The 13,101-nt window shown below is 66.9% G+C and carries 10 protein-coding genes; all 10 read left to right on the top strand.

Translation table 11 applies throughout. The annotated features are described in order from the left end of the window. Positions 1 to 19 precede the first annotated feature (19 nt). Positions 20 to 928 carry an aldo/keto reductase gene (locus KB879_RS10830; protein ID WP_211981279.1) on the top strand — a complete coding sequence of 303 codons (909 nt, stop codon included), beginning with the start codon at positions 20 to 22 and terminating at the stop codon, positions 926 to 928. Between the two features lie 12 nt (positions 929 to 940). Continuing rightward, positions 941 to 2,308 carry an NTP/NDP exchange transporter gene (locus KB879_RS10825; protein ID WP_211981278.1) on the top strand — a complete coding sequence of 456 codons (1,368 nt, stop codon included), beginning with the start codon at positions 941 to 943 and terminating at the stop codon, positions 2,306 to 2,308. A gap of 150 nt (positions 2,309 to 2,458) precedes the next feature. Continuing rightward, positions 2,459 to 3,922, top strand: a complete 1,464-nt coding sequence (locus tag KB879_RS10820; protein WP_211981276.1) for an MFS transporter — start codon at positions 2,459 to 2,461, stop codon at positions 3,920 to 3,922. Then, positions 3,919 to 5,442: an FGGY family carbohydrate kinase gene (locus KB879_RS10815; RefSeq protein ID WP_035816806.1), complete on the top strand. Its 1,524-nt coding sequence runs from the start codon at positions 3,919 to 3,921 to the stop codon at positions 5,440 to 5,442. The genes KB879_RS10820 and KB879_RS10815 overlap by 4 nt, the downstream gene beginning before the upstream one ends. 18 nt (positions 5,443 to 5,460) lie before the next feature. Continuing rightward, entirely contained in the window at positions 5,461 to 7,140 is a 1,680-nt protein-coding gene (locus KB879_RS10810) for a glycerol-3-phosphate dehydrogenase/oxidase (RefSeq protein WP_211981273.1), read from the top strand. Beyond that, on the top strand, positions 7,137 to 8,687 hold the full coding sequence (locus tag KB879_RS10805) for an FAD-binding oxidoreductase (RefSeq protein WP_153955711.1): 1,551 nt from the start codon (positions 7,137 to 7,139) through the stop codon (positions 8,685 to 8,687). Before KB879_RS10810 ends, KB879_RS10805 begins: the two co-directional genes overlap by 4 nt. 5 nt (positions 8,688 to 8,692) lie before the next feature. Further along, positions 8,693 to 9,277 carry a glycerol-3-phosphate responsive antiterminator gene (locus tag KB879_RS10800; protein ID WP_013952837.1) on the top strand — a complete coding sequence of 195 codons (585 nt, stop codon included), beginning with the start codon at positions 8,693 to 8,695 and terminating at the stop codon, positions 9,275 to 9,277. 179 nt (positions 9,278 to 9,456) lie between these two features. Beyond that, positions 9,457 to 10,563, top strand: coding sequence for an S-(hydroxymethyl)glutathione dehydrogenase/class III alcohol dehydrogenase (locus tag KB879_RS10795; protein ID WP_013952836.1), 1,107 nt, complete (start codon positions 9,457 to 9,459; stop codon positions 10,561 to 10,563). A gap of 13 nt (positions 10,564 to 10,576) precedes the next feature. Then, on the top strand, positions 10,577 to 11,419 hold the full coding sequence (gene fghA / locus KB879_RS10790) for an S-formylglutathione hydrolase (RefSeq protein WP_013952835.1): 843 nt from the start codon (positions 10,577 to 10,579) through the stop codon (positions 11,417 to 11,419). A gap of 427 nt (positions 11,420 to 11,846) precedes the next feature. Then, positions 11,847 to 13,058: a GGDEF domain-containing protein gene (locus tag KB879_RS10785; RefSeq protein WP_211981271.1), complete on the top strand. Its 1,212-nt coding sequence runs from the start codon at positions 11,847 to 11,849 to the stop codon at positions 13,056 to 13,058. Positions 13,059 to 13,101 lie beyond the last annotated feature (43 nt).

The raw sequence follows: 13,101 nt of genomic DNA, 5'->3' as shown, positions 1-13,101 counted from the left end.
CCTGCCGCGAACCGTCCCAATGCCACTAGATCGCCGCTCCTTCCTGGCCCTGGCCGCCGGCCTCGCCGCCTGCGCCGCCCTGCCCGCCGGCGCTGCCACCGTAGCCGTGCCAATGCGCCGCAACATCCCGGGCACCACCGAAGCCCTGCCCGTGATCGGCATGGGCACCGCCGACACCTTCAACGTCGGCACCGGCGCTGATGAACGCAAGCCGCTGGCGGAGGTGATGGACCTGCTTCTGCAGAGCGAAGGGTCGGTCGTCGATACCGCGCCCAGCTACGGCAGCGCCGAAGCCGTGACCGGCGACCTGCTGCGCGCGGCCAATGCCCGCAGCCGGGTGTTCCTGGCCACCAAGATCTCGGCCAAGTCCGGCGCGCCCGCGCAGGCGCAATGGGCGCACTCGCTGGCCGACCTGCACGTGGACAAGATCGACCTGCTGCAGATACACAACCTGATCGACTGGCAGGCCAACCTGCGCTGGCTGCGCGAGCTGAAGGAACAGGGCCGCATTCGCTACCTGGGCATCACCCATTACCGCGAGGACGCGCACGAGGCGCTGGAGAAGATCGTGCGCAGCGAGCGCGTGGACTTTGTCCAGATCAACTACTCCGTGGCCGAGCGCAATGCCGAGCGTACGCTGCTGCCGCTGTGCGAAGCGCGTGGGGTGGCGGTGCTGGTCAACCGGCCATTCCAGGACGGGCGCCTCTTTCGCGTCGTCAAGGACCGCCCGCTGCCACCGTGGGCCGGCGATATCGACTGCGGCTCGTGGGGCCAGTTGTTCCTGAAGTTCATCGTCAGCCATCCCGCCGTGACCGCGGCGATCCCGGCCACCTCCAAGCCGCGCAACATGGCCGACAACCTTGGGGCCGGACTGGGCCGCATGCCCGATCCCGGCCAGCGCGAGCGCATCGCCGCGCTGCTGCGCTGAGCCGTATCGATCGTGGACGATCCCGCGCGCGACCCGCCTGCCGGTGGCCTGGCCCGGCTGCGGCGCGGTTTCGGCATCCACCCCGGCGAGACCGGCGCCGTGGTGGCCGGCTTCCTGTTTTTCTTCTGCCTGTTCGCCAGCTATTTCATGCTGCGGCCAGTGCGCGAGACCATGGGCATTGCCGGCGGCGTGAAGAACCTGCAGTGGCTATTCACCGCCACCTTTGTCGTGATGCTGGCCGCGATTCCGCTGTACGGCGCGATCTGCGCCTGGCTGCCGCGGCGCCGCTTCGTGCCCTGGGTGTACGCCTTCTTTATCGCCAACCTGCTGGGCTTTGCCCTGGCCACTCGCGCCCTGCCTGACAACGTCTGGCTGGCGCGCGTGTTCTACGTCTGGCTGTCGGTATTCAACCTGTTCGTGGTGTCGGTGGCATGGAGCCTGATGGCCGATGTGTTCCGCCCCGAGCAGGCGCGCCGTCTGTTCGCACTGCTGGCCGCCGGCGCCAGCGCGGGCGGGCTGGTCGGGCCCGTGCTGGGCGGCTGGTTGGTGCCGCGGATCGGCCTGACCGGACTGATGCTGCTGTCGGCCGCGCTGCTGGCCGCCACGCTGCCCGGCGTGGGCTGGCTGTTCGGCTGGCGCCGCCGCGCCGGCGCGGGCGTGGTGCAGCCGGGCGAAGCCCCGGCCGGCGCGGCGCAGGATCCGGCCAACCCGATCGGCGGCGGGCTGCTGGCCGGGCTGTCGCTGCTGCTGCGCTCGCGCTACCTGCTCGGCATCGGCCTGTTCGTGATCCTGCTGGCCACGGCCAGTACCTTCCTGTATTTCGAGCAGGCGCGGCTGGTGGCCGAGGCCTTCCCGGAACGCACCCGCCAGACCCAGGTCTTCAGCGCGCTGGATGCTGCCGTGCAGGCGCTGACCATCCTGGTCCAGCTCTTCTTCACCGGCCGCATGGCGCGCCGCTATGGCGTCTCGGTACTGCTGACCGCGGTGCCGCTGGCGGTGGCCTGCGGCTTTCTCGTACTGGCGCTGTTGCCGACCTTCGGCGTGCTGGCCGGCGTGATGATCCTGCGCCGTGTCGGCGAATACGCGCTGCTGCGCCCCGGGCGCGAGATGCTGTTCACCGTGGTCGATCCCGAGACCAAGTACAAGGCCAAGAACGTGATCGACACCGCCGTCTACCGTGCGGGCGATGCTGTCAGTGCGTGGGTCAAGACGGGGATCGATGCGCTGTCGGGCCATCCCGCCACGGTGGCCCTGGCTGGCGCAGTGCTGGCGCTGGTGTGGGCGGGGCTGGGCTGGTGGCTGGGGCGGCGGCATGAGGGGCAGCTGGGCCCGCCGGATGCCAGTCTGCGCCGTGCCGTGGGGAATGCCGCTGCACGCTAATGCCCAGGACAAGGGTTTTCCCGGTTGACGCAGTGTCTGCGAAGCCATACATTGGCCACGCAGATCTAGATAAGAGACCATCTGTAAGATGGTCTCTTCGCGCCTTGCAGTCGCTGCGGCCTCTTACAGAACAAATAAGAGGAGGCCGCCGTGCAACGCTCTGCCATCAAAATTCGTGGCATCGATGATGTCATTGCCTACATAGATTCCTGCCCAGGCATTCGCGGCAGGGCCGGTGTCATCTGGTGGCTCGCACTCGGCGGGCTATTCCTTGATGCGTTTTCCAATTCTGCGCTGAGCGCCGGCCTCGGGCCGATGACGCGCAACCTTCAACTCGCGCCCGCAAAGGTCGCCCTGTTGACCTCGTTTGCCTCCTGGGTGGCCATTGCCTTCAACCCTATCGGCGGCTGGATGGCTGACCGCTGGGGCCGCGTCCGCCCGCTGATTCTCGCCAAGGTCCTGGCTGTGGCCGGCGCGTTGCTGGTGGTGTTTGCCCCCGGCTTCGAGATGATCCTGGCCGGGCGCTTCTTTGTCGGCGCGGCCTACGGCATCGACTTTGCCATCGCCATGGCGGTGCTGGCGGAGTTCACGCCGGTGAAGCTCAAGAGTCGGCTGAACACGTGGCAAGGCATGTGGTACACCGCCGTCTGCTCCAACCTGCTGCTGGCACTGCTGTTCTACTCCTGGGACGTTGGCGATACGATCTGGCGCTACTCGGTGGCGGCCACCGCGGTCTTTGGCGTGATCATCCTGCTGCTGCAAGGCTTGTTCCTGGTGGAAAGCCCGATCTGGCTGGCACGCAAGGAATGGCTCGATGCCGCCGCGCATGCCATGACGCGCATCTACGGACGTGAGTTCGTTGCCGCCCCGCCCGCGGAACGCATCCCCGTCCTAAACCAGGCGCGCCGCGGCCTGGCCAATGTGCTGTTGATCTTCCGCGGCGTCTACCTGCCGCGCACCATCCTGGCGGCCACCGTGCAGATCGGGCAGTCGATCCAGTACTTCGCGATCGGCTGGTACCTGCCGCTGATCAGTGCGGCCCTGTTCGGCAAGGACTTTGCCTACGCGACGATCGGCGCGCTGGTCTTCAACGTCTGCGGCATCTTTGGCGGCTTCCTCTCGCCCTTTATAGGCCGGAAGCTGGGCCTGCGCCGCGCCTCGGCATTCGGCTTTGCGGCGGTATTCGCCATGCTGCTGATCCTGGGCCTGTTTAACGGCAAGATGCCGATGTGGATGGCAGTGGTCGTTCCGTCGCTGTTCATCCTGTTCCACTCGGGCGGGCCCGGCGCAAACGGCAAGAGCCTGTCGTCACTGTCTTTCCGCAGCGAACTGCGCGCGGGCGCCAACGGCATCATCGGCGCGCTCGGTGCCATCGGCGCTGCACTGGGCCTGCTGGTCTTCCCGCTGTTCCGCGCACAGTATGGGCTGGAGACCACCTTCCTGATTCTCTCCGTGGTCCCGCTGCTGGCAAGCATCATCTGCTTTGCGATCCGCTGGGACCCGACCCGCACCACCATCAACCCCGACAATGAAGCCGACGCCCCGCAGTTCAAGGGCGATGTGCCGGACGCTCCGGGCTTCATGAATCCCGCGATTGAAAAGGCCCGCCCATGACCCAGCGCAGAAATGTCATCCTTGCGATCGATGAGGGCACCTCAGGCACGCGGGCAGCGGTGGTGGCCGCCGACGGTCATGTCATGTGCCTCGAGTACACCACGCTTGAGGTCCGATCCCCCTGCCCTGGCGTGGTCGAACAGGACGCCAACGTCTTGCTCGACAAAACCCTGGCGGTTTGCCGCGCCACCCTGGCGCAGGCTGCTCGCGAAAACCTGACTGTCACCGCCCTCGCCATCGCCACCCAGCGCGCCACCGCGGTACTGTGGGACACGCAGACCGGACGTGCGCTGGTACCCGCCATGGTGTGGCAGGACACGCGGTACGCGGCCGATCTTGACCAGCTCGCGCCGGCATGGGACGCAAATCTGCGCAAAACGGTCGGCCGCCCCACCGGTGTACGCTCGCCATACCTGTGGGCAGCGCGGCACCTGCGCGACACGCCGGCTGTGGCTGACGCCTTCAGTGCGCGCCGGCTCGCCTTCGGCACCATCGACAGCTGGCTGCTCTGGCACCTGTCGACGGCACGCGCATGCATCACCACGCCGACCAACGCCACCTCATGCAACGCCTACGTGCTGACCGGGCATCGCTACCAGCTCGACTGGATCGACGCGCTTGGCTTTCCGCGTGAACTGCTGCCTGAGCTGCGCCAGGATGCGGACGACTTCGGCCGCACGCGGCCGGACGTGCTGGGTATCGACGTACCGATCCTGGCTTGTGCCGGGGACCAGCTCGCCGGCGCAATCGGCCTGGGATGTCTCGATGCCGGCCAGGCGATGTGCCTGCATGGCACCGGCAGCTTCGTCGATCTGGTAGTCGGCCCGAACCTTCCCGCACGCAGTGGCAAGTCGGACAGCACCCTGACCATGACCGCGCGCCGGCAGCTGGGCGTGTCGCACTTCTCCGTCGAAACCTTTGTCGCCACCACCGGCTCCGCGCTCAACTGGGTCTGCGACAAGCTCGGCTGGTTTCAGAACGCCAGGCAAATCAGTGCGCTGGCCAGCACTGTTGCGTCGTCACGGGGCGTGACCTTTATTCCCGCGCTGACAGGGCTGCGGGTCCCACGCATGCAGCCTGAAGCGCGCGCAGCATTGACCGGTATCTCGATGGCAACGACGCAGGCCGAGATGGCCTTTGCCATCCTCGAAGGCATTGCGCATTCGGTAACTTCATGCATCGAGGCAAACCGGGAGATCGCGGGCGTGCCGGTGTCGGAGCTCGTGGTTGGCGGCGGCTTGTCCGGCAGCGATGCGCTGCTGCAAATGCAGGCGGATCTCAGCGGAATTCCCATCCACCGCATGAAGGAGACCGACCGCGCCAGCCTGCGCGGCATCGCTTACCTTGCCGGCTCATCCGGCCTGCTTTGGGATTCCATGCAGCAGGCCCGTGCCACCACCACCCCGGACGCGGTATTCGAACCGGCGATCAGCGCCGATGAACGTGCCCAGCGGCGCGCGCGCTGGAATGCGCGGGTGGCATCCGAGCTCAACCATGCGGACGCGCTTGCGGTCCATTAATCAGGAGCAACAACAGACATGGTGATTTTTCCATCCCGCAGCGCTAACCGCGAGCGCGCCGCCATGACCAGCACCGAGCCGTTGCGGCTGGTGCGCCGGGACCTGCTTGACCGCCTGGAGACAGATGCATTCGACATCCTGGTGGTCGGTGGTGGTGTGACGGGCACCTACGCCGCGCTGGATGCCAGCTTGCGCGGCTATCGCGTGGCGCTGGTTGAAAAGTGCGACTTCGCCGCGGGGACTTCGTCCAAGTCATCCAAGATGGTGCACGGCGGCCTGCGCTATATCGAGCAGGGCAATCTCGGCCTGGTGCGCCATTCACTGCTGGAGCGCCAGCGCCTGCGCCGCAACGCGCGCCACCTGGTGCAACGGCTGCCATTCCTGTTCCCGGTGATGGAGCGCAACGGCGTGTTCGACAAGCGCCTGGCCAAGGCCTTCGAGAGCCTGCTCTGGACCTACGACCTCGCCGGTGGCTGGCGCGAGGGAATCCTGCACCAGAAGCTGACCAAGGCCGAGGTGCTGTCCCACTGCCCGACCTTCAATGAGGAACATCTGACCGGCGGCTACCTGTACTTCGATGCGCGCGTCGACGATGCCCGCCTGACACTGAACATCGCGCGCACGGCAGCGTTCCATGGCGCGGCCGTGGTCAATCACGCGACCGTCGCCGAGATCACCCGCGACGGCCACGGCAAGGTGGATGGCGCCATTGTCCACGCCGGCGAGCGCGAGATCCGCGTGCGCGCAGGCGTGGTCATCATGGCAACCGGCGTCTGGCTGCGCGACTGGACCGGACGCAGGAAGGGCGAGGCCAGGACCCTGCACATTCGCCCCGCCAAGGGCGTCCACGTTGCCATCCCGTGGCTGAAGATCCGCAATGACTGCACGGTGACGATCCCGGTGCCCGGGCGCAGCCGCCGGGCAACCATCACGCGGTGGGGCAATGTGTCCTACCTTGGCACCACCGACGAAGACTATGTGGGCGACCTCGACAATGTCATGTGCACCCGGCAGGAACTCGACTTCCTGCTGGAGGGCGCGCGCTCGGCACTAAAGACCGACCTGACGCCGGAAGACGTGGTGGGCAGCATCGCGGGGTGTCGCCCGCTGGTGGCGCCGCCCGGCGGCAAGACCCTGGAAATCAAGCGCAATCACGAGATTCATACCGCGGACGACGGCCTGGTGACCATCGTCGGCGGCAAGCTCACGACCTCGCGGCACATGGCCGAGCAAACCATCGATGCAGCGCAGAAGGTCATCGGCAAGCGCAGCAAGTGCCTGACCAAAGCGGCCTATCTGCTCGGGGCGGCTGGCTATGACGCGCAGGCCATCGTCGCATCCGGCGGCATGTCCGCGCACCTGGGCGAGCGCTACGGCACAGAGGCGCGCTTTGTCAGCGACATCCTGCAGGCGGACGCCACCCTGGCCAGGCCGATCGTCGAAGGCCTGCCCTATACCGAGGCCGAAATCGTCTACGCCGTGCGCCATGAACTGGCCGGCACGGTTGACGACGTCTTGTCACGACGCATCCGCGCCCGCCTGATGGCGCGCGATGCCTCCGCCCGGGCCGCAGCGCAGGTGGGCCAGATCCTCCAGGCCGAACTCGGATTGTCCGAGGCGGCCGTGGCGCGGCAGGTCAGCGAATACCTGGCCGCCGTCGCCCTCGAAAAATCCGTCCTCATGGGAGACTCAGCATGATCAGCAAGGAAGCCATCAAGCGCGGCTACAACCGCGGCAACTACGTCGTCGGCGCCCACACGCCGCCGGGCTATGCGGCAAACATCCAGGACACCCCGGATGCGCCGGGCCTGCAACGTGACACCATTTCCGTCTGCGCGGCCGATCTCGCGGCCCTGCGCAAAGTGGCCGACGAGGTCTTGACCGATACCGCCGATGTCGTGGCGTGGACCCGCGACTGGTGGGCCGGATCGATGATCACAGAGACCGCAGGCAAGCCCGCCACGCCGCGCGGGGTCATCGTACGCGCTTCCACCGTGGAACAGGTGCAGGCAGTCATGCGCATTGCCAGCGCCAGTGCCATTCCGGTCACCGTATCGGCCGGCCGCAGCAACGTGACGGGCGCCGCCCTGCCCGTACGCGGCGGAATCGTGCTGGACGTGTGCGGCCTTAACAAGCTGGTCGGATTCGACAAGGACAGCCAGATCGTCGACGTGGAAGCCGGCATGTTCGGCGACATCTTCGAGGAGACCATGCAGAAGGAATTCGGCATGACGATGGGCCACTGGCCATCATCGTACGCGATCAGCACGGTCGGCGGATGGGTAGCCTGCCGCGGCGCCGGTCAGTTGTCCACGCGCTACGGCAAGATCGAGGACATGGTGTTTGGCATGGACGTGGTGCTGGCCGACGGCAGCCTGGTCACCGTAGGCGGCTACTCGCGCGCGGCATTGGGCCCGGATCTGCAGCAACTGTTCATCGGGTCCGAAGGCATGCTGGGCGTGATCGTGCGCGTGCGCCTCAAGCTGCACCGCCTGCCCGACTACGGGCGTGCCATCGCCTATGGCTTCAAGACCTTTGCCATTGGCCTGGACGCCTGCCGCGAGATCATGCAACGCGGGGCCAACCCCGCCGCGCTGCGGCTCTATGACAAACTGGAGAGCGGAGTGCAGTTCGGGCTGCCCGACACCAACGTCCTGCTGGTTGCCGACGAGGGCTCGCGCGAGATGGTCGATGCGGTGATGACGATCAGCGAGCGCGTGTGCCAGGAACGTGGTGACAAGCTGGACAGCGCGGCGATTTTCGAACGCTGGCTCGATACGCGCTACCTGACGGGCAAGAGCGCCGAGGGCTTCAAGCGCAGCCCCGGCTTTGTCGCCGACACGCTCGAAATGTCGGGACCGTGGCGCGACCTGGCTGCCATCTACACGGACGTTGTCAAGGCCATCAATGCCGTGCCGGGCACCCTCGCCGGCTCCGCGCATCAGTCGCACGCCTATGTGGACGGCGCCTGCCTGTACTTCTCGCTGCGCGGCGAGGTCGCGGTGGAGGACCGCCAGAAGTGGTATCACCAGGCATGGGATGCTGCCAATGCGGTGCTGATCCAATACAATGCGGCACTGAGCCACCACCACGGAATCGGACTGCTGCGCGCGCCATACATGGCCTCGTCGCTGGACACGGCATTCCCGCTGCTGGCGGCAGTCAAGCAGGCACTTGACCCGCAGAATATCCTGAACCCAGGCAAGCTGGGTCTCAGTGACGTGCTCACCAACGAACCGAAGTAACCAGCATGGACAGGTCCCTCGGTGCGCGCCTGACGCGACACCCCGTCATCGGCACACTCTACGGTGTTGACCAGATCGACGCCATCTTTGAAAGCGTGGCCGAAGTCTGCATCGTCGCCAACGTGGAGTTGCGCAAGCTGCAGCCCGTCATCGCCACGCTGGCCAGCGCTGGCAAGTACGTCATCGTCAATATCGACAGCTGCGAAGGCTTGTCGCAGGACAAGGGCGGGGTGGATTATCTGGCCGACATCGGGGTGACCAGTCTGGTTTCCACGCGCGTGGCAACGATCCAGCGGGCCAACCGCGCGGGCATGGTGACGATGCAGAAGGTCTTTGTGACCGACCGTTCCACCTGGCCGCGCAGCGTCAAGGCGCTCGAACAGAGCGACCCGAACCTGGTGCAGCTGATGCCGGCGCCGATGCTGTCGCACCTGCCCGAAGCGGACCGCAAGGCGCTGCCGCCGATCGTGACATCAGGCTTTGTCTGCAATCGGGATGATATCCGCAGCGCGCTCGCACATGGCGCTGTGGCCGTCTCCACCAGCGACCGCAAGCTCTGGAATCTGGAAGCGAGAGCGCTCAAGGCGTAAGAGTCCCGCCTGGCGCCGCCTGGGCAGTTTCGCTGACCGATGATCGGCCAAAACTGGCCTGCTGCGGCAGGAAGATCGTATAGTCATGTCCTCGGACCTGGCTTGCCCCCGCGCCGCGCCGGCCGTCGCCGCGCAGCCTGCAAGCCCCCCCCACATTCCTGATCCCGGAGGACTCCCCCATGAAAACCAAAGCCGCCATCGCCTGGAAAGCCGGTGCCCCGCTGACCATTGAAGACGTGGACCTGGACGGCCCGCGCGCCGGGGAAGTGCTGGTGGAAGTCAAGGCCACCGGTATCTGCCATACCGACTACTACACACTGTCTGGAGCCGACCCGGAAGGCATCTTCCCGGCGATCCTGGGCCACGAGGGCGCAGGCATCGTCACCGACGTCGGCCCTGGCGTCACCTCGCTCAAGCCTGGCGACCACGTGATCCCGCTGTACACGCCGGAATGCCGCCAGTGCAAGTTCTGCCTGTCGCGCAAGACCAACCTGTGCCAGGCAATCCGCGCCACCCAGGGCAAGGGCCTGATGCCGGACGGCACCTCGCGCTTCTCGATCGACGGCAAGCCGATCTTCCACTACATGGGCACCTCGACCTTCGCCAACCACATCGTGGTGCCGGAGATCGCGCTGGCCAAGATCCGCCCGGATGCGCCGTTCGACAAGGTCTGCTATATCGGCTGCGGCGTCACCACCGGCGTGGGCGCGGTGCTGTTCACTGCCAAGGTGGAAGCCGGCGCCAATGTGGTGGTGTTCGGCCTGGGCGGCATCGGCCTGAACGTGATCCAGGCGGCCAAGATGGTAGGCGCCGACAAGATCATCGGCGTAGACCTGAACCCTGGCCGCGAAGCCATGGCGCGCAAGTTCGGCATGACCCACTTCATCAACCCGAAGGACGTGGAGAACGTGGTCGACCACATCATCCAGCTGACCGACGGCGGTGCCGACTATTCGTTCGAATGCATCGGCAACACGCAGGTCATGCGCCAGGCGCTGGAGTGCTGCCACAAGGGTTGGGGCAAGTCGATCATCATCGGCGTGGCCGAGGCCGGCGCGGAGATCTCAACGCGCCCGTTCCAACTGGTGACGGGGCGCGAATGGAAGGGTTCGGCCTTCGGCGGCGCGCGCGGGCGCACTGACGTGCCGAAGATCGTCGACTGGTACATGGAAGGCAAGCTCAATATCGACGACCTGATCACGCATACGCTGCCGCTGGAGCGCATCAACGAGGGCTTCGACCTGATGAAGCGCGGCGAGTCGATCCGCTCCGTGGTGCTGTACTGAGGACGGCGCCGACATGGAACTGATCTCGCAACACGGCTGCTACGGAGGCGTGCAGCGCTTCTATCGCCATGACTCGGCGGCCATCGGGCTGCCGATGCGTTTCTCGGTCTACCTGCCGCCGCAGGCGCAGGGAGGCGGAAAGGTGCCGGTGCTGTTCTACCTGGCCGGCCTGACCTGCACCGAAGAAACCTTCATGATCAAGGCCGGTGCGCAGCGCTTTGCCGCCGAGCACGGCCTGATGCTGGTGGCGCCCGATACCAGCCCGCGCGGCGCGGGCCTGCCGGGCGAGGCCGATGCCTGGGACTTCGGCGTGGGTGCCGGGTTCTATGTCGATGCCACCGAGGCGCCGTGGCAGGAGTACTGGCGCATGGAAAGCTACGTGGCCGACGAGCTGTTCGGGCTGGTCACCACCGCGTTGCCGGGCGATGCCGGCCGTGTCGGCATCTTCGGGCATTCCATGGGCGGGCACGGCGCGCTGGTGCTGGCACAGCGCCATCCGCAGCGCTTCCGCTCGGTGTCGGCGTTTGCGCCGATCGCCGCGCCGTCACGCTGCCCGTGGGGGGAGAAGGCTTTTACCGGCTACCTGGGCAGCGACCGCGCCGCGTGGGCCGAATATGACGCCAGCGAGCTGATGGCACGCCAGCAGGGCGCGCCCTTCCCGGCCGGCATCCTGGTCGACCAGGGACTGGACGACCAGTTCCTGCAAAGCCAGCTGCATCCGGAAGCATTCGCGGCGGCCTGCCAGGCCGTCGGCCAGCCGCTGACGCTGCGCCGGCATAGCGGCTACGACCACGGCTACTACTTCATTACGACCTTTATCGCCGACCACATCCGGCATCACGCCGGACAGCTCTAGCGCCTGAGCGCTCAAACGCACCCACTGCCCCGCACCGCCCCCCCATCAGGGGATGCCCGGTGCCGGGCCCGACCCCATAATTGCTGCTCGACCGGCCCCAGAGCCGGAACAAGATGGGGTCACATCATGAACCACGTCGTCTCCCTCGGCGGCTATATCCTCGGCTGCCTGGCAGCGCTGCTGATCGCCGCGCGGTGGTTGTTGCGCAATGACCCGGCGCTGTGCGCCGACTAGCCGCGCGAAGCGCCACGACGAAGCGACTAGCCCAGGCGCCGCGGCAGCCCCGGCACAGGAGGCGGCCGCCTCACATGCCACGGACAGCGCGACGGCGCCCCCCGGCGGCGCCCGCAGGGCCCGCTCGCCCCTTATCATTACGGGTCGCGCCGGTCCGGCGCATTCCAGCCACGCCGCCGCCAGCCCCTGTCCGATGTCCGTGCCGATCGCCCTGCTCACCATCACGACTGCGCTCAGCGCCATGATGCTGGCCATCGTGTGGTCGCTGCGCCGCTGCGAGCTGCCCGGCGTGGGCGAATGGTGCAATGCCAACCTGACCGCAACCGGAGCGTTGGTGCTGTTCTCGCTGCGCAGCATGATTCCGGATTTGTTGTCGGTCGGCGTTGCCAACGCCGCGCTGGCGTGGTCGCTGGCGCTGTTCTACGCCGGCAACGTTCGCTTCTGCGGCGGCGTGCCGCCGTGGCGGCGGCTGCTGGCGGCAACGGCGGTGACAACTGCGGGCGTGATTGTCTGGCGCCATGCCGTCGACGTCTTCACCACGCGCGTCGTCATTGTCTCGGTCTTCCATGCGGTGCTGTGCGCGCTGGTCGGGCTAACCTTGCTGCGCCGCCGCCCGCGCGGACAATCGGCACGGTTCTTTATCACGACCGCCTGCTTCGCGCTGTTCTTCGCCACCGGCCATGCAGTGCGCGGCACACTGTCCGCGCTGCAGTGGCTGGGCAATCCCTACCTGCAGGAATCGATGCTGGTCAACACAGTTTTCCTGACCCTGGGCGCACTGGTGATGCCGGCGATGACCATGGGCGCGGTGCTGATGATCCATGACGCCATCGTGCGCCGGCTTGAAGCGGTCGCCAATACCGATACGCTGACGGGCGTGCTGTCGCGCAAGGCGTTCGAGGAAGGCGCCCAGCGCGAGCTGGCGCGCGCCGCCGGCGGCAATCCGGCCCCCGCGCTGCTGATCGTCGACATCGACCATTTCAAGTCGGTCAACGACACCTACGGCCACGCGGCCGGCGATGCCGTGCTGCAGGCGTTCGCAAGACTGGCGGCGGCGCAACTGCGGCCCGGCGACCTGCTGGGCCGCCTCGGCGGCGAAGAGTTCATGGTGCTGCTGCCCGCGACCGGCGAGGCGGGTGCCAGCGCGTTGGCGGAGCGCATCCGTGCCAGCGTGCAGCGCCAAGCGGTCACGACGGTCGCGTCGGACGGCGCCAGCCACACCGTGCGCTATACCGTCAGCGGCGGCACCGCCGACTGGCATCCGGGCCTGACGCTGGCGCAACTGAGCGCGCGTGCCGATGCGGCGCTGTATCGCGCCAAGGTGGGCGGGCGCAATCGCGTAACGGCGCATAGCGAGTCTGCCTCGGCTACTCACGCGGCACCAGAGGCCGCGCACGCGCTCTGATCGATGGAGAGCCTGCGGGCATTAACTCGAAGAGGACGAACGC

Origin of the sequence: Cupriavidus sp. KK10 (assembly GCF_018223725.1) — a bacterium.
GTDB classification, from domain to species: domain Bacteria; phylum Pseudomonadota; class Gammaproteobacteria; order Burkholderiales; family Burkholderiaceae; genus Cupriavidus; species Cupriavidus necator.
The sequence above is the reverse complement of the archived record's forward strand: the minus strand, read 5'-3'. Positions and strand labels throughout refer to the sequence as shown.

Excerpts from the sequence above, each read along its gene's own strand:
- KB879_RS10830 (WP_211981279.1), top strand. The coding sequence starts at position 20 with ATGCCACTAGATCGCCGCTCCTTCCTGGCCCTGGCCGCCGGCCTCGCC.
- KB879_RS10815 (WP_035816806.1), top strand. The coding sequence starts at position 3,919 with ATGACCCAGCGCAGAAATGTCATCCTTGCGATCGATGAGGGCACCTCA.
- KB879_RS10810 (WP_211981273.1), top strand. The coding sequence starts at position 5,461 with ATGGTGATTTTTCCATCCCGCAGCGCTAACCGCGAGCGCGCCGCCATG.
- KB879_RS10805 (WP_153955711.1), top strand. The coding sequence starts at position 7,137 with ATGATCAGCAAGGAAGCCATCAAGCGCGGCTACAACCGCGGCAACTAC.
- KB879_RS10800 (WP_013952837.1), top strand. The coding sequence starts at position 8,693 with ATGGACAGGTCCCTCGGTGCGCGCCTGACGCGACACCCCGTCATCGGC.
- KB879_RS10795 (WP_013952836.1), top strand. The coding sequence starts at position 9,457 with ATGAAAACCAAAGCCGCCATCGCCTGGAAAGCCGGTGCCCCGCTGACC.
- fghA (WP_013952835.1), top strand. The coding sequence starts at position 10,577 with ATGGAACTGATCTCGCAACACGGCTGCTACGGAGGCGTGCAGCGCTTC.
- KB879_RS10785 (WP_211981271.1), top strand. The coding sequence starts at position 11,847 with ATGTCCGTGCCGATCGCCCTGCTCACCATCACGACTGCGCTCAGCGCC.